Raw genomic sequence first — 15,831 nt, 5'->3', positions numbered from 1 at the left:
TGAGAGTGAGTTCTCATACATTTTGCTTGCATATGTCACGATCATGCTTCGGTCACCTTCTCCGTATGTTCTGATTGATTATTTGCAGCGTTGTGGAAGATGATTTTAATCGTCGTTCCTTTCCCAACTTCAGAATCTAGTTTGACAGAGTGACCTAAATAATCACAAATTTTACTTACGATATAAAGTCCCATACCAGTAGATTCTCCGAATGTACGACCATTTTTCCCAGTGTAAAACGGTTCGAATACTCGTCGAATATCTTCTTGCGGAATACCAACACCTTCATCACGAACTTCTAAAATAATATCTTTTCCGTTTCGATAAGCGGATAAGAATACTTTCTTTCCGCGCTCACCAGAGTAACGAACGGCATTTGTCATTAACTGATAGATGATAAATTTTAGCCATTTCGCATCAGAAGCAACCTGTAAATCAGAATGAACTTCTAAAACAGGGAAGACTCCGTTTCGGATAAATAGTTCTTTTAATCCATTAATATTTTTCGTTACCGTATCTTTTAATGAAATCGTCTCAACATGGAAGTCTTCATGGAAGTTATTTAACCTTGCCATGTATAAAGCCATATCAAGCCCTTGGTTTAGACGTTCTAATTCTTTTTTGAATTTCGGAATTAAATGTTCATCTTCCATTTCGAGTACCATAAGTTGCATAACAGAAACGGGCGTTTTCATTTGATGCACCCAGTGGTTAATGAATAATTGATGTTCTTGTTGTTTTACTTCGTACGATTGTAGTTCTTTTTGGAATAGACGATACTGCGTGCGCACGAGTTCATTTACACCGTGAGGCATCGGAGCAGTTGCTCTTTCAATAAATGCATCTTCCATTTTTTCTGGTTGTTCACTTAATCTATGGTACATTCTACGATTACGAACGTAACGGTAAGCGAGGAAACAAATAAATAAGTATAAGCTTAAAACGACGAAGTAAAATTTATTATTTTGAAATCCATCTACTGCATCATACAGAACGAAAATGATACCGAAGTTTAATACGTACAGTAGAAAAAATGCAAAATGATCACGTAAAAATAGCTTCATGCTTATTCACTCCAAGTTGCGTTAAAACGATACCCAAGTCCGCGCACTGTTTCAATAGCATTTTCAATACCAAGCTCATTGAACTTTTTACGAAGACGCGTAATGTTTACGTTTAATGTGTTTTCTTCAACGAAGCTCTCGTCATCCCAAAGAGCGGCTAGTAAATCTTCACGGCTCGCTGTACGAGGGAATTTAGATAATAACATTTCTGCTAAAATAGCTTCTTTCTTCGTTAAAAGAACTTGTTCAGATCCGAAGTGAATTTCAGGACGTTCTGGGAATAGTTTTAAGCCTTCTACTTCAACGATACGTTCAGAAATATTTGGCGCATAATCACCGTAAATACGGCGTAATTGACCTTTAATTTTTGCCATTACAACGTCATAGTGGAACGGTTTTGTAATATAATCATCCGCACCGCTTTCAATCGCCATAATTTGTTCCATCTCACCAGCACGAGCTGAAATGAAAATAATAGGACAAGTAGATTCATGACGAATTTGGCGGCACCAGTAAAATCCATCGAATTTTGGTAAGTTTACATCAAGTAAAACAAGATGTGGCTTTACAGCGTTAAAAGACTCCATAATATCATCGAAGTTCTCTGCAACAACAGCTTCATAGCCATATTTTTGAATGTGAGATTGTAGTAATGATGAAATATTTGGATCGTCTTCAACGATTAAAATTTTATACATATGTATATTCCTCCTAAAAAAACAATTGTAGCTATAGTGTATCATGTGTTTCAAGTCTTTTCATTATGTTGAAAGATAAGCTAGTAAACAGTATAGGTCAAAAGCAGAGAAAGTAAAAAGGGCCTCGTATATAATTGACAATTAACTGAAATCATTTTAACATTTAGATAAATATCTAAATGTCTAATTAGTGAAAGGAAGAAAGACATTGAATCAAGCGTTCAAAGCATTAGCAGATCCAACAAGGCGAAAAATTTTAGACTTATTAAAAGAAGGTGATCTAACCGCTGGTGAGATTGCTGAACATTTCAATATGACAAAACCAAGTATTTCACACCACTTAAACGCACTTAAAAATGCTGAACTTATTCAAGATGAGAAGAAAGGTCAATTCGTTATGTACTCTTTAAACACAACGGTCTTTCAAGATTTATTGACTTGGGTGTTTACATTTACGAATAAGGGGGAAGAGGGGAAATGAGGAAGCATATATTTCCGTTATTGTTAATTGCTTTAACGATTATTGCATGGTGCGTCGCGTGGCCTTATTTACCAGGAGAGGTTCCGAGCCATATAAATGTCTCGGGTGAAGTAGATGGACATATGTCGAAGATGGGCATGATGATTTTGGATGTTGCAGTTATGTTATTTATATATATTTTAGCAATTGTTTTACCTAAATTAGATACGAGATATGCGAATTACGGCAAGTTTTCGAAAGCATATATGATGATGAATGGAGCTATTTTATTATTCTTATTTGCTAATAATATCATGGCACTCGCAAATGCTTTAGGATACAACATTCCTATTGCAATTGTTGTGAACATAATGCTCGGTATACTCTTTATTGTACTCGGCAATTATATGCAGCAATGTAAACCAAATTTCTTCATAGGTATTAAAACGCCGTGGACGTTAAGTAATGAGGAAGTATGGAGAAAAACACATAGGTTAGGGGCAAAGATTATGATGATTGGCGGTATTGTAATCATATTTTCCGCGTTTCTTCCGGGAATGTGGAAAGTGATTAGTTTGTTAAGTGTTGTTGCTGTATTGGTTGTTGGTACGATGGTGTATTCCTATGTCGCTTATAAAAAAGAACTAAAAATGTAAAATAAAGCTGCTTTTCCTTAAAAGGAAAAGCAGCTTTATTTTTTATTTCCTCAAAACCGGTATCCAGATTTCACTTTTAAAGTTTGGAGAAGATATATCTTTCTGTTCATTCCATAATATCTCCGGTCCTTCCGCTAGTTCAAAGTTCGAAGAAGGGAACCATTCAGAATAAATACGCCCCCATACATTTTGTAGTGCATCCGGAAATGGACCAACAGCTTCAAATATAGCCCACGTTGAAGCTGCAACTTCAAGTTGCGCAAATTGCTCTGGGCAATCTTTCATTGTGGCTACGCCAATATAGTGATCAAGTTCTCCTTTTTCCTCCATTCTTCCTTCAGAAAAGTTAGTAGAAGCACTAATAATTCCAGTAGGTTCCATATTTGAAAGTGACTTTAAAGTTTGAATGACATCTGGATTTAAACTTTTCCACATAGAAGCAATTTCTTCATTTACACCGTTAAATACAATCGGTACGCGTTTTGTAATACCTATAATTCGAAATGGTTCTTTTTCTTCAATTCGATAATTCATTTCATTTCCTCCTTGGATGGATAATTGGAAGGTCATTGGTGAATAGGCTTTTAGGGAATGACTACTATTTCGGGCCTCTGAAGGTGTTATGCCGTGCAAGTTCTGAAAGGCACGCGCAAAAGAATCTGGTGAGTTGTACCCATATTTGATAGCGACATCAATGACTTTTGCATCGCTATTTTTTAGTTCAAAAGCAGCGAGAGTCAGACGTCTACAACGAATATATTCTGATAGTGATATGCCAGCTAGAAAAGAAAACATTCTTTTGAAATGATATTCCGAGCAGTAAGCTAGCTTCGCAACTTCTTTAAAATTAATTTCATTTGTTAGGTTGTTTTCAATATAGTGCATTGCAGCATTCATATTTTTAAGTGAATCCATATGATGACCTCCTCTGTACATAGAATAGCAGGAACGAAATAGCTCCATCCGACATTTCGTGCACAACTTTGTAGGGTACATTTTGTACCTTACAAAATTGTAATGTTCCTGTAAGGAGAATGAATGGATGGCATGATATCCCAATGTTATAGTAACAAAGTACTTTGATTCATTAGGTTAAATTTTGATTTCTTTGCTTACTGGTCTTACATAACTGTCATGTTTGTGTAAGAAACATCGATAGTGGAAAAAGTAGAGAATGTATATAGTGAAAATAGAGAATAGATGAAATGAGGGATGTCGAGATGAAAACAGTGTTAGAAGCAAAAAATATTGAAAAAGTGTATGACACGGGTGGTAATAAATTTGCAGCGTTAAAAGGTATTAACTTACAAGTAAAAGAAGGTGAGTTCGTTGGAATTATGGGACCTTCTGGTTCTGGAAAGACGACTTTACTAAACGTTCTTTCTACAATTGATAATGCGACGAACGGTGAAATTTTAATTGATGGAAAAGATATTGTGAAAATGAATGATGATAAGTTAGCGTTATTCCGCCGCGATCATTTAGGTTTCATTTTCCAAGATTATAACTTATTAGATACGTTAACTGTAAAAGAGAATATTGCGTTACCTCTTGCGTTATCAAAGGTGAAAGCGAGTGAGATTGATCGCCGCGTTCTTGAAATCTCAAAGAAATTCGGTATTGATCATATTTTAAGTCAGTTCCCATATCAAGTATCTGGTGGACAGAAGCAAAGATGTGCGGCATCACGTGCAATCGTTACAAATCCAAGTATGATTTTCGGGGACGAGCCAACGGGAGCACTTGATTCGAAATCAGCGACAGATTTACTTGAAAGTATGAAGTCGCTAAATGAATATGATAATTCTACAATTTTAATGGTAACGCACGATGCGTTTGCGGCAAGTTACTGTAAACGAGTTATTTTCATTAAAGATGGTGAGTTATATAAAGAATTGCACCGCGGCGAGTTAACGCGTAAACAGTTCTTCCAACAAGTCGTTGATGTAATGTCTTCTATTTCCGGAGGTATGGCTGATGACCTTATCTAGCATTGCCCTCCGCAACATACAGCGGAACTTTAAAGACTACTTTGTATATTTTGCATCTATGATTTTTAGTATCGTTATTTACTTTACATTTAAAGCACTGCAATATAATTCACAAATGGAAAAAGCAGCGGAAGCTTCTAAAAAAATTAGCGGGGCATTCCAAGTTTCCAGTGTGATGCTTATTATTTTCGTAGCGGTGTTTATTATATATTCGAACGGTTTCTTTACAAGAAAACGTAAAAAAGAAGTTGGACTCTATTCCTTATTAGGTATTCGTAAAAGACAAATTGGTAAAATGCTCTTTTATGAAAATATGTTAATGGGGTTAATGTCTTTAATTATCGGGATTGCGATTGGTAGTGTCCTTTCAAAATTATTCCTTGAGTTATTAGTAAATATGATGGGATTAAATTTAAATGTTCATTTTGAAGTACCGATGGCTGCCATTATTGATACAGCAATTATTTTCTTTGTGATTATTTTATATACATCACTTCAAGGATATCGTTTAATTTATCGATTCAAGCTAATTGAACTTTTCCGTGCAGAACGTGAAGGAGAAGCAATGCCAAAAGGATCTGTTATTATGGCATTCATTTCAGTTTTCTTAATCGGTTCAGGTTATTTCTTAGCGCTAATGTACATGAAAGCAGTTATGTATGCAGACTTTATGGTCGTTGCATTATACATTTTATTAGCGACAGTAGCAGGAACTTATTTATTGTTCATGTTCTTCACAGTATTTATATTGAAACGTGCGAGAAATAATAAATCAGCGTTTTATAACGGTATGAATATGGTAACGACATCACAGTTACTCTATCGCATTAAAGGAAATGCGAAATCACTGGCGACAATCGCTATTTTAAGTGCAGTAACATTAACGGCGGTTGGTACGTCAGTTACGATGTATTACAACACATTTACGCAATCAAAAGTTGCTGCGCCGTATAGTTATTCCTATGAGAAAAAAGATGCAGCATTAGATAAAAAAGTAAATGAAATACTTGCTGGAGAAAAGAATAATCATCCAGTCACATATGAATCAGAAGTTGAAATGATTCCTGTGAAAGGAACATTTAAAGGTGAAAGAGCGGATCAAGTTCTGAACACACACTATAATGTGACGAAGCAGTACCAGCTTATTTCTCAATCAAACTTTAATACAATCGCGAAACATTTAGATATAGAACCTGTAAATTTAAGTGCGAATGAAGCTTTTGTATATGATAGCTTATATATTGAAACACTTGATTTTGGTCCTCTTTACACAGGAAATACAGCTGTATTCCCTGTTGGAAGTGAATCGAAAGAGTTAAAGATTAAAGGTGTAAATAGTAGAAGTGTTACAAACTTAAATGAATTATTTGTAATCGTTCCAGATCAAACATATGAGCAGGCGAAACAAGTAAACGAAACGCGCACTGTAAAAAATATTGATGTAAAAGGTGAGCGAAATAGTAAAGAGTTAACAGCGAAATTAGCAAGCGTTATGCCAGCTGGTGAATCAGAAGTTTTAAAACCATTTAACGATTTCTATACAGGATTCCAAATGGGGCTTGAAACGACAGGCTTAATGATGTTTATTGGGTTATTCTTAGGATTAGTCTTCCTATTAGCGACAGGCTCAATCATTTACTTTAAACAATTAACAGAAGCAAGTGCTGACCGTGATCGTTACATTGTCCTTCATAAAGTTGGTGTAACGAAGCAAGAAATGAAGAAAGCTATCGCAAAACAAGTAAGCTTTATCTTCGCTATTCCGTTAGTAATCGGAATTTTGCACAGCTTGTTTGCACTAAAAGGTTTAGGGAACATATTACCGTATGAAATCATGATCCCACTCCTAATTAGTATTGGAGTATACGGCGCTATTTATATCGGATATTACTTCTTAACAGTTCGTTCTTATTATAAGATTGTGAGTGCGAAATAATAAGTGAAGCTGTGAGGAAGGAAAAAGCCATTTACCTAATTTTTATAGGTGAGTGGCTTTTTTGTATAGAAATAATTAACGTGCATCAATTATGTCGATGAAACTAAAGGTATGTTTACGGCCAAAGGTATCTATACATATTAAAGAACGTTTCAAAGGGTTTAATTCAATTACAGTCATATACATTGTAGGGAAATAATTATCTTTATAATAAGTGACCAATATTTGTTTTTCTGAAATGAATGAGCGTAATAAAGTGTCTTCAATTCTTTCTCTATCATCGTATGATGATACTTTTCCCGATTCTTTCATGTGAGCAGATTGTTTAGACATACTAGTCAATTGAACCGATTTTGATATATTTGTACTACTCATGCTTTCTATTCTCCTAACAATATATTTTCTATATAGGAAGGTTAATCACTATGGAAGTAACTACTGCTGATCATTCCGAAGTACCTTGTGTTAGTTTTATTATGTCTGATTGGGAACCGAATTTGCTTAGTACTAAAAAATTATCAAATTCATTCACTTATTTATAGTAATTATTTGTCATTCTTGTACTTTTTTGAATGGGATTAAAACTTTATTAAGGTGAATTTGGATGAAGAAGAATAAATGAATGAAGGTGAGCTAGTATGATAACTATCTCACCTTCTATTAGGAAAGCATTTTTATACCACTTAAGATCCTAACCTCAAAATTCAGCGAAAGCAAAGCAGTTAGGTAGAGGGAGGATTAATAGTTAGTGAGGGATGAGCAAAACTCCGACTGATTAAAGTTTTATTTTATATTACAGTATGATTTGCACGATATTGTCTAGGAGTCATACTAGTAATTTTTTTGAAGACTCTCGTGAAATAGCTTTGATCATTAAAGTTGAGCCAGGCACAAATATCTGATAGTGGGTAGGTCGTTAATGTTAATAACTTTTTGGCTTCTTCTACTCGTTCCCTCTGGATGTATTCACTTAAAGGAATTCCCACTTCTTTTTTAAATAGCTTTGATAAATAAGTAGGGGAAATATGTAAAAGGTTAGCAAGGTCATTAAGAGTTATTTCATCGTAAATATGTTTGTGAATATGATTTAGGCATGTAGTAATGGCATTAGAATATGCTTGATTATTATATTCTTTTACACGTTCTGCAAAAGTACATAATGCATCTTCAATTAATCTATTTACGGAATACATGTTGTCTAGTTTTTCAATGGTTTGAATATATAAAGTACCGAGTGAAAAAGCAATATGTGATGGAAGATTACCATCTATCGCATATCGAATAGCTAGCGTAATGGCGATAATGCCATTATTTTTTTGGTTTCTTAGTTGATCTCCTTTAGATGAAATTGCTGAATCTTCTTGCGGGAAGGAATATGCATATTGTATGACTTTTTCTTTATTGCCTTCTTTAATTGCAGAAAAAAATTTACGTTCCAATGATATGTCATAATGTTGCGGATCATGCCGAAGACGTTTTGAAATGTATAGATCAGGATTTACGATTTTATAAGAAACATCTTCGAGCAATTTATTTTTTTTCCAAACAATATCGCGATCTAATTTTTCATTGAAAATGACGTAATGTAACCAAATACTTATATCAATTAGTGTACTTTTTTTCATCTCGGGTAGAAATTGATAGTAGTCTATTCCTTGCTGTGTTTTATCATTACAGTTGAAATACTTCATAAGTTTAATAGCCATTTCATCTGATACTTTTGGGTAAGTGGTAGGGCCGATTATAATCGTTCCTTTTATATGTTCATGATTTGTTATATGAATGCTAATGAAATTCTCAAGATATTTATTCCCTTTGAAAATTGGAAAATTACAAGGAGCATTTTCTTGATAAAGTTCATTCAGATGTTCTTCTTTAGAAGTATAAAAAGGACTACCAATCGTATGAGAAGTAGATTCATATACAATTTTTTTATTAGTAGCTAAAAATTGAACAGGTACATGAAAAGTGCTATGTACAAGGTCGCATAAGTGCTGTATGTCGATATAATTATTCATAATCTTCTCCTTTTAAATCGTTTTGAAATATATTTGAACCTATATTCGTTTCTACAAAATATAAATTTCTTATTATTTGAATTTCTTTGCTCATACAAAATAATTACATATGTTGGATAATAATGAAAGGTAATTGACAGATTTATTTCTACAGATGTTGTATGAAAATAGACGTAGTGATGGTACCTTCCATAAAGTTCTTTTTATATCTATTATACCAAATTAATAAATATAAGAGAGATGTTTATATATAAGAACAAATGATATATTCTTCATAAAATCTTAAGAAATCTCCTCAATTTTTGTTAAGAAACGATAGTTATACTTAGAAACAAGTTAAAAACTATTGAACGAATGGGGAGAGGTTTACATGCAGCTCATAACATTCTTACATGAATTTATTAAACATCCGAAACATACTGGTGCAGTTGCGCCAAGTTCAAAAATATTAGCAAAGAAAATGGTAGATGTAATTGATTTTAATAAAGCAAAATGCATTGTAGAGTTAGGGCCTGGTACAGGGGTTTTTACGAAGGAGATTATGAAGAGAAAAAAGAAGGGAACAATATTTCTTCTTATTGAAATAAATGAAGTGTTTTGCAAAGAGCTAAAGAGAAAGTTTAAAGATGAGCAGAACGTCATTGTTGTGCACGGTTCAGCTGAAAATATAAAGAAGTATATGGAAGAGTTTCATATAGAATGCGTGGATTATGTCTTATCGGGATTACCTTTTACCTCTTTACCAGAAGAAGTTTCAAAACGCATTTTAAATAATGTAATGGAAGCAATACATGAGAATGGGGAATTCATAACATTTCAATATTCACTTGTGAAAAAAGGATTTATACAGCATTTCTTTCCTCAAATTACATTAGAAAAAGTGTGGCTCAATTTCCCGCCAGCGTACGTCTTTAGCTGTAAAAAAGAGCTAAGGAGAGTATATGCATAATGGAATTGCATGAATTATTATCCTATATTGAGCAGTATGGTTATTGGGCGTTATTTTTCTGTTTATGGTTGGGTATTATCGGTATGCCAATTCCAGACGAAATGATTGTAATGAGTGGCGGATTTGTCTCTTCACTAGGGATATTAAGTATCATTCCTGCATTTTTATTAACGTATTTAGGAGTTGTATCCGGACTTTCTTTAGGTTATATACTAGGGAAAATATTTGGTACAAAAGTACTTCATAAACTAATGAAAAAGAAAAAGGCAAAATATCTTTTGAAATCTCAACAAATGGTAGAGAAATATGGTCATTATGCGTTAGTTACAAGTTACTTCATACCAGTTGTAAGACATATTGTACCGTATGTAGTTGGAATGAATAACATGTCATTTCGGATATATGCTGTGTATTCCTATACGACAGGATTTGTTTGGACGCTCATTTATTTTGTGCTCGGTTCTTTATTCGGACAACATATTGAAAGAATTGTAGCAGTTGCGATAGAGTATGGTGTGTATTTTGGCGTAATTGTCGTTTTAATTGGTAGTTTGTTTTATGTAAAAAGAAGTGCGGTAGTTAGTAAATAGAAGAGGCTGTTCCAAAATACATTTTGGACAGCCTCTTCTATTGTTTATACGGTCAGCCGATATAATTTCATATATCGTGATGCCATATTACTCAACATTAAGAAAAAGTTAAGAAATCGTACGAGTTTTTATTAAGAAGCACTCTCTATACTTAGAAAAGTCTTATCGAAAAATATAATGAAAGGCGGAATATAGATGAAAAGATTTATTTTTGGAGCAGTACTTGTTATTGTCGCAGGAGCGGCATATTTATTAAATGGGAGTGCTACAGTAGATTCCATGAACCCATTTCTTAAATTAGAATATCGTTATGCGGTAATTGATAATGATGGAAAAGATTTAGGTGGAAATAAAGGCCGTGCATACACAGTGAACACATATGACAAGGATGGAAATAAAAAAGAGATAACAATTGATGGAGTGGATACATTGCAAAAAGGTTCATACTGGCATGTAATTACGAGAGGAAAGTCTGTACACGATAAAGTGCAAATAGAAGAAGAAATAATTCCTGACGGCGCAAAGGTAAAGTTAGGATTATAAGTATAAAACCGATTCTTAATTTAGAGAATCGGTTTTATTTTATGGTAAAATTTAGGTGTGGAGGGGGCGGAAGTTATGCTACTCATTGTTAGCCTTATTTTAATTGGAATCATGTGTAGTATGAGAATAGTATCATTACATATGATAGAACGAGAAAAGATAGAAGAACGATATGTATATTGTCCAAAATGTGATGCGAAAATTAGAAGAGGGAATGCTGCTCCTTTTTGTTCAAAATGTAATGTAATCTTTTAAAGAAGATAAAAAGGCCAAAACGAACATATTTCAGTTCGTTTTGGCCTTTTTTGAATGAAGAGTAATAACAACTTTCTATGTTCCACTCATAATTTCTACGGTTATCTCCGCAAAAATAGGTTTTTTTTATAAAATCATTTTATTTTGGAGCTACAGACGTTGAAACATAAAATTGTTACTTATTAGTATCTATAACACTTTAAAGTGCGTACTTTTTATTGTGTTGTAGATAAGACATAATTACATACGTGAGAGGGAAATGAGTAGTGTAGAACTAAAAAGCATATACGTTATTTTTCATAACTATCGTGCTTTAATCGGTCAGCCTTGTCACATTAATTGATATTCATTCATCATTTTTAAATAGATTTTAGGAGGAGATTTTAAATGAAAGATTTATTAAAAGGTACACTTGGTTTTGGTACGGCACCACTAGGTAATATGTACCGTAATATTCCAGAGGAAGAAGCAATCGCAACAGTGGATGCTGCTTGGGATAATGGTGTTCGTTACTTTGATACAGCTCCACTGTATGGATCTGGTTTAGCAGAGATTCGTCTTGGTGAAGCACTATCGAAAAGAAATCGTGATGAGTACTTCTTAAGTACAAAAGTAGGTCGAATTATTTCAGATGAATTGGAAGATCCATCTACACGTGATTTAGGTGAAAAAGGCGGACTTTTCGAATTTGGTCGTAAAAATAAAATCATCAACGACTACAGTGCGGATGCAACTCTTCGTTCTATTGAAGATAGTTTAAAACGTTTAAAAACAGATCGTCTAGATTTTGTTTATATTCATGACGTAGCACAAGATTTTTATGGAGATGAGTGGATTTCACAATTTGAGATTGCTCGAACAGGAGCATTCCGTGCACTTACTCAATTGCGTGATGAAGGTGTAATTAAAGGCTGGGGCCTTGGAGTAAATAAAGTAGAAGCTATTGAACTTATGCTGGACTTAGAAGAAGCAAAACCAAATGTATCTTTATTAGCTGGTCGCTATTCATTATTAGACCACGAGCGTGCGTTAGAACGCGTAATGCCTGCGGCTGTAAAAAACAATATGGACATTGTTGTTGGTGGACCATATAGCTCAGGTGTTCTTGCTGGAGGTACTCACTTTGAATACCAAAAAGCGTCACCAGAAATCATTGAAAAAGTTAATAAAATGAAAAACCTTGCCGATCGTCATGGAATCAGTATTAAAGCTGCTGCTTTACAGTTTTCACTGGCTAACCCAGCGGTTGCTGCTGTTATTCCAGGTGCAAGTAAACCGGAACGAATTGCAGAAGACCAAGCTGCATTGAAAACAGTGATTCCAGCAGCGTTCTGGGAAGAAATGCGTGAACAAAAATTAGTTGCAGTTAATGCACCACTACCAATTAACGTTAAATAAAAAGGAGAGTAATGAAAATGGCAAATACTATTACATCTATTGAAATTCCAGCTTCACCTGCCCAAGTATGGCAATTAATCGGAGGTTTTGATGCACTTCCAGATTGGTTACCATATATCCCTAGCAGTAAAGTAACGGAAGGTGGACGTGTACGTCATTTAGCTAATCCTGATGGCGATGCAATCGTAGAGCGCTTAGAAGCATTTAATGAGAAAGAACGTTACTACACATATTCAATTATGCAAGCACCATTCCCTGTGACGAATTATTTATCTACAATCCGTGTTAAAGAAGGTAAAGATGCTAACACATCATTAGTTGAATGGTCTGGTAGCTTCACTCCTGTAGCGGTTACTGATGAAGAGGCAATTAATCTATTCCATGGCATTTATAAAGATGGTTTAGAGGCGTTACAACAAACATATTTAGCTTAATCAATTTATTAAACATTTGAAAGTCTGCAGTGTAACAACTGCAGACTTTTTTGATTATGGAATTTCTTTTTAAGAAAATATTAAGAAACCCTAGCACTATTTGTTAAGAAAATGTATCTATACTGAATTCTGTTGCTTAAAGAGAACATCACGAATTATAACAGGAGGTACAAATAGATGAAAACGATGTTAGAAGCGAAAGGGATTTCGAAAATATATAATACAGGCGGGAATACGTTTGAAGCGTTGAAAGATATTCATCTGCAGGTGAAAGAAGGAGAGTTTGTCGGTATTATGGGACCATCTGGTTCTGGTAAGACGACACTTTTGAATGTTCTTTCTACTATTGATACGGCTTCAAAGGGTGAGATTTTAATTGATGGAAAAGATATTGTGAAGATGAATGATGATGAATTGGCACTCTTTCGCCGTAATCATTTAGGGTTCATTTTTCAAGACTATAACTTATTAGATACGTTAACGGTACGAGAAAATATTGCATTGCCACTTGCTTTGTCAAAAGTGAAGGCGAAAGAAGTAGAATCTCGCGTTGAGAAGATTGCGAAGAAGTTTGGAATAGATCATATTTTAAATCAGTATCCGTATGAAGTATCCGGTGGACAAAAACAACGCTGCGCAGCATCAAGGGCAATTGTAACAAGTCCAAGTATGATTTTTGGAGATGAGCCAACTGGTGCGCTTGATTCAAAGTCAGCGACGGATTTATTAGAAAGTATGAAGACATTAAATGAAAAAGATCTTGTAACGATTTTAATGGTAACGCATGATGCGTTTGCGGCAAGTTATTGTAAACGTGTTGTATTTATTAAAGATGGAAAGTTATATAAAGAATTACATCGTAAAGGGATGACACGAAAACAGTTCTTCCAGCAAATTATTGATATGATGTCTTCCATATCTGGAGGTGCGACAAATGAGCTTATCTAGCATTGCACTTCGTAATATAAAACGAAATTTTAAAGATTATTTTATATACTTTGCCTCTATGATTTTTAGCATCGTCATTTATTTTACGTTTAAGGCGTTGCAATACAATTCACAAATAAGTGAAGCTGGAGATAACATCGGACGAGGATTCCAGCTCGCGAGTGTTATGCTCATTATTTTCGTTGCGGTATTTATTATATATTCGAATGGTTTCTTTACACGAAAGCGTAAGAAGGAAATAGGTCTTTATTCTTTACTCGGTATTCGAAAGAAAGAAATAGGTAAAATGCTTTTTTATGAAAATATGTTAATGGGTTTATTATCGTTAGTAATCGGAATTGTAATTGGTAGCTTACTTTCAAAAGGATTCCTAAAGCTACTTGTAAATATGTTAGAGCTACATGTAAATGTTCATTTTGAAGTACCAATTGGAGCTATTATAGATACAGCAGTTATTTTTTGTTTCATTATTTTATATACGTCATTTAAAGGATACCGCGTTATTTATCAATTTAAGTTAATCGAGCTATTTCGTGCAGATAACGAAGGCGAAGTTATGCCAAAAGATTCTAAAATAATGGCTATCATTTCTTTATTATTAATTGGATCAGGTTATTTCTTTTCAGTAACGGCTATTAAAAATGCAAGCAGCGATAACTTTATGCCACTTGCGCTTTATATTGTATTAGCAACAGTACTTGGAACGTATTTATTATTTAAGTTCTTTACTGTTTTTGCATTAAAAAGAGCGCGAGATAAAAAATCTTCATTTTATAATGGAATGAAAATGGTGACGACATCTCAATTACTATACCGCATTAAAGGAAATGCAAAATCGTTAGCGACAATTGCTGTATTAAGCGCAGTAACGTTAACAGCGGTTGGAATGTCTGTTACGATATATTACAACACATATATGCAGGCGAAGAAATATCACCCAGTTAGTTATTCATATGAAAAGAAAGATATAGAATTGGATCGTAAGGTGAGTGGGATTTTAAAAGAAGGAAAGAATGAAGTCATTCATCAATATGAATTAGAGACAGTAAAAGTAGTAGGAGAATACGGTGATGGAACTTCATTACAATCAAGAACAACAGAACTTATCGCACAATCATCATTTAATAAAATTGCAAAATATTTAAATGAAGAAACTTTAGATTTAAAGAAGAACGAATTGTATGCATTTGATGGTATGTACAGTGAAGGTAAGAGAGATAGTGGGGTATATAAAAATCGAAAAGCTACATTCCAAATTGAAGAAGTAGCACCAGTACAAGTGAAAGATGTACAAGCAAAAAACATTACAAACTTATATGAACTTCTAGTTGTTGTTCCAGACGAAGTATATGAGCAAGCAAAGAAGACAATTGGCTCTCATACTGTAAAAAATATTGATGTGAAAGGTGAAAGAAATAGTAAAGTATTAACGGAGAATTTAAAGAAAGTAATACCGGAAGAAGATGCAGAAGGTAAAGAACAATTCAGTGATTTCTATACTATTTTCCGTGATGGTATTGAGGTATCAGGTTTAATGATGTTTAGTGGTATGTTCTTAGGACTTGTATTTTTACTCGCAACAGGGTCTATCATTTACTTCAAGCAATTAACAGAAGCACATGCAGATCGTGAGCGTTACATCGTTCTTCGAAAACTAGGTGTCACGAAAAAAGAAATGAAAAGGGCAATCGCAAAACAAATGAGATTTATTTTCTTCATTCCTTTAGTAGTTGGCATATTACACACTTTATTTGCATTAACAGGATTAGCGACAGTACTTCCGTATGAAATTGCAGTTCCGTTGTTAATTAGCATCGGCGTGTATAGTGTTATTTATATTGGTTATTATTTGTTGACGGTTCGTGCTTATTTTGGGATCGTTAGTAAATAG

At 34.0% G+C, this 15,831-nt stretch carries 17 protein-coding genes; 12 read left to right on the top strand and 5 right to left on the bottom strand.

The window, feature by feature from the left end; genetic code table 11:
* Window positions 1–41: 41 nt before the first annotated feature.
* Window positions 42–1,064 carry a sensor histidine kinase gene (locus PDQ40_RS21785; protein WP_000765352.1) on the bottom strand — a complete coding sequence of 341 codons (1,023 nt, stop codon included), beginning with the start codon at window positions 1,062–1,064 and terminating at the stop codon, window positions 42–44.
* Window positions 1,065–1,066: 2 nt separating this feature from the next.
* A complete protein-coding gene (locus PDQ40_RS21780; RefSeq protein ID WP_000276737.1) occupies window positions 1,067–1,762 on the bottom strand; it encodes a response regulator transcription factor in 696 nt (231 codons plus the stop codon).
* A gap of 208 nt (window positions 1,763–1,970) precedes the next feature.
* On the opposite strand from PDQ40_RS21780, the gene PDQ40_RS21775 reads away from it, so the two are divergent.
* Together PDQ40_RS21775 and PDQ40_RS21770 are read left to right on the top strand one after the other, a co-directional pair.
* Window positions 1,971–2,243 carry an autorepressor SdpR family transcription factor gene (locus PDQ40_RS21775; protein ID WP_001070523.1) on the top strand — a complete coding sequence of 91 codons (273 nt, stop codon included), beginning with the start codon at window positions 1,971–1,973 and terminating at the stop codon, window positions 2,241–2,243.
* On the top strand, window positions 2,240–2,878 hold the full coding sequence (locus PDQ40_RS21770) for an SdpI family protein (protein WP_001225511.1): 639 nt from the start codon (window positions 2,240–2,242) through the stop codon (window positions 2,876–2,878). Before PDQ40_RS21775 ends, PDQ40_RS21770 begins: the two co-directional genes overlap by 4 nt.
* A 42-nt stretch (window positions 2,879–2,920) precedes the next feature.
* Here the strand turns inward: PDQ40_RS21770 and PDQ40_RS21765 are convergent, their stop codons facing one another.
* Entirely contained in the window at window positions 2,921–3,793 is an 873-nt protein-coding gene (locus PDQ40_RS21765; RefSeq protein ID WP_048557013.1) for an AraC family transcriptional regulator, read from the bottom strand.
* Window positions 3,794–4,098: 305 nt separating this feature from the next.
* Here PDQ40_RS21765 and PDQ40_RS21760 point away from each other — a divergent pair, with 305 nt between their 5' ends.
* Window positions 4,099–4,869 carry an ABC transporter ATP-binding protein gene (locus PDQ40_RS21760; protein ID WP_000859654.1) on the top strand — a complete coding sequence of 257 codons (771 nt, stop codon included), beginning with the start codon at window positions 4,099–4,101 and terminating at the stop codon, window positions 4,867–4,869.
* The gene (locus PDQ40_RS21755) at window positions 4,856–6,805 is read left to right on the top strand and encodes an ABC transporter permease (RefSeq protein WP_073541046.1); all 1,950 of its coding nucleotides are present in this window, start codon (window positions 4,856–4,858) and stop codon (window positions 6,803–6,805) included. The genes PDQ40_RS21760 and PDQ40_RS21755 overlap by 14 nt, the downstream gene beginning before the upstream one ends.
* A gap of 75 nt (window positions 6,806–6,880) precedes the next feature.
* On the opposite strand, the gene PDQ40_RS21750 is transcribed toward PDQ40_RS21755, so the two are convergent.
* Both PDQ40_RS21750 and PDQ40_RS21745 read right to left on the bottom strand, forming a co-directional pair.
* Entirely contained in the window at window positions 6,881–7,180 is a 300-nt protein-coding gene (locus PDQ40_RS21750; RefSeq protein ID WP_000099615.1) for a YolD-like family protein, read from the bottom strand.
* 413 nt (window positions 7,181–7,593) lie between these two features.
* Window positions 7,594–8,823 carry a helix-turn-helix domain-containing protein gene (locus PDQ40_RS21745; protein ID WP_270691633.1) on the bottom strand — a complete coding sequence of 410 codons (1,230 nt, stop codon included), beginning with the start codon at window positions 8,821–8,823 and terminating at the stop codon, window positions 7,594–7,596.
* 370 nt (window positions 8,824–9,193) lie between these two features.
* Between PDQ40_RS21745 and PDQ40_RS21740 the strand changes: the two genes are divergently transcribed.
* From PDQ40_RS21740 to PDQ40_RS21705, 8 genes are all read left to right on the top strand, one after another.
* Window positions 9,194–9,772, top strand: coding sequence for a class I SAM-dependent methyltransferase (locus PDQ40_RS21740; protein ID WP_001176078.1), 579 nt, complete (start codon window positions 9,194–9,196; stop codon window positions 9,770–9,772).
* On the top strand, window positions 9,772–10,362 hold the full coding sequence (locus PDQ40_RS21735) for a DedA family protein (RefSeq protein WP_000418914.1): 591 nt from the start codon (window positions 9,772–9,774) through the stop codon (window positions 10,360–10,362). The genes PDQ40_RS21740 and PDQ40_RS21735 overlap by 1 nt, the downstream gene beginning before the upstream one ends.
* 195 nt (window positions 10,363–10,557) lie before the next feature.
* The gene (locus tag PDQ40_RS21730; RefSeq protein WP_048551156.1) at window positions 10,558–10,905 is read left to right on the top strand and encodes a YxeA family protein; all 348 of its coding nucleotides are present in this window, start codon (window positions 10,558–10,560) and stop codon (window positions 10,903–10,905) included.
* A 75-nt stretch (window positions 10,906–10,980) separates the two neighbouring features.
* On the top strand, window positions 10,981–11,160 hold the full coding sequence (locus tag PDQ40_RS21725) for a hypothetical protein (RefSeq protein ID WP_000924672.1): 180 nt from the start codon (window positions 10,981–10,983) through the stop codon (window positions 11,158–11,160).
* A gap of 387 nt (window positions 11,161–11,547) precedes the next feature.
* Entirely contained in the window at window positions 11,548–12,558 is a 1,011-nt protein-coding gene (locus PDQ40_RS21720; RefSeq protein ID WP_000653984.1) for an aldo/keto reductase, read from the top strand.
* A gap of 17 nt (window positions 12,559–12,575) precedes the next feature.
* Window positions 12,576–12,992: an SRPBCC family protein gene (locus PDQ40_RS21715; RefSeq protein ID WP_000024113.1), complete on the top strand. Its 417-nt coding sequence runs from the start codon at window positions 12,576–12,578 to the stop codon at window positions 12,990–12,992.
* A 177-nt stretch (window positions 12,993–13,169) separates the two neighbouring features.
* Window positions 13,170–13,940: an ABC transporter ATP-binding protein gene (locus tag PDQ40_RS21710; protein ID WP_000855640.1), complete on the top strand. Its 771-nt coding sequence runs from the start codon at window positions 13,170–13,172 to the stop codon at window positions 13,938–13,940.
* A complete protein-coding gene (locus tag PDQ40_RS21705) occupies window positions 13,927–15,831 on the top strand; it encodes an ABC transporter permease (protein WP_270691632.1) in 1,905 nt (634 codons plus the stop codon). The genes PDQ40_RS21710 and PDQ40_RS21705 overlap by 14 nt, the downstream gene beginning before the upstream one ends.

This window comes from Bacillus cereus group sp. Bc061, assembly GCF_027715825.1.
Taxonomy (GTDB): Bacteria; Bacillota; Bacilli; order Bacillales; family Bacillaceae_G; genus Bacillus_A; species Bacillus_A paranthracis.
Note: the sequence above shows the minus strand (reverse complement) of the source record. Positions and strands in the feature narration are given on the sequence as shown.

What these genes read in the sequence shown, in the direction of transcription:
- PDQ40_RS21785 (WP_000765352.1), bottom strand. Translation starts at nt 1,064, where the DNA reads ATGAAGCTATTTTTACGTGATCATTTTGCATTTTTTCTACTGTACGTA.
- PDQ40_RS21780 (WP_000276737.1), bottom strand. Translation starts at nt 1,762, where the DNA reads ATGTATAAAATTTTAATCGTTGAAGACGATCCAAATATTTCATCATTA.
- PDQ40_RS21770 (WP_001225511.1), top strand. Translation starts at nt 2,240, where the DNA reads ATGAGGAAGCATATATTTCCGTTATTGTTAATTGCTTTAACGATTATT.
- PDQ40_RS21765 (WP_048557013.1), bottom strand. Translation starts at nt 3,793, where the DNA reads ATGGATTCACTTAAAAATATGAATGCTGCAATGCACTATATTGAAAAC.
- PDQ40_RS21760 (WP_000859654.1), top strand. Translation starts at nt 4,099, where the DNA reads ATGAAAACAGTGTTAGAAGCAAAAAATATTGAAAAAGTGTATGACACG.
- PDQ40_RS21755 (WP_073541046.1), top strand. Translation starts at nt 4,856, where the DNA reads ATGACCTTATCTAGCATTGCCCTCCGCAACATACAGCGGAACTTTAAA.
- PDQ40_RS21750 (WP_000099615.1), bottom strand. Translation starts at nt 7,180, where the DNA reads ATGAGTAGTACAAATATATCAAAATCGGTTCAATTGACTAGTATGTCT.
- PDQ40_RS21745 (WP_270691633.1), bottom strand. Translation starts at nt 8,823, where the DNA reads ATGAATAATTATATCGACATACAGCACTTATGCGACCTTGTACATAGC.
- PDQ40_RS21740 (WP_001176078.1), top strand. Translation starts at nt 9,194, where the DNA reads ATGCAGCTCATAACATTCTTACATGAATTTATTAAACATCCGAAACAT.
- PDQ40_RS21735 (WP_000418914.1), top strand. Translation starts at nt 9,772, where the DNA reads ATGGAATTGCATGAATTATTATCCTATATTGAGCAGTATGGTTATTGG.
- PDQ40_RS21730 (WP_048551156.1), top strand. Translation starts at nt 10,558, where the DNA reads ATGAAAAGATTTATTTTTGGAGCAGTACTTGTTATTGTCGCAGGAGCG.
- PDQ40_RS21725 (WP_000924672.1), top strand. Translation starts at nt 10,981, where the DNA reads ATGCTACTCATTGTTAGCCTTATTTTAATTGGAATCATGTGTAGTATG.
- PDQ40_RS21720 (WP_000653984.1), top strand. Translation starts at nt 11,548, where the DNA reads ATGAAAGATTTATTAAAAGGTACACTTGGTTTTGGTACGGCACCACTA.
- PDQ40_RS21715 (WP_000024113.1), top strand. Translation starts at nt 12,576, where the DNA reads ATGGCAAATACTATTACATCTATTGAAATTCCAGCTTCACCTGCCCAA.
- PDQ40_RS21710 (WP_000855640.1), top strand. Translation starts at nt 13,170, where the DNA reads ATGAAAACGATGTTAGAAGCGAAAGGGATTTCGAAAATATATAATACA.
- PDQ40_RS21705 (WP_270691632.1), top strand. Translation starts at nt 13,927, where the DNA reads ATGAGCTTATCTAGCATTGCACTTCGTAATATAAAACGAAATTTTAAA.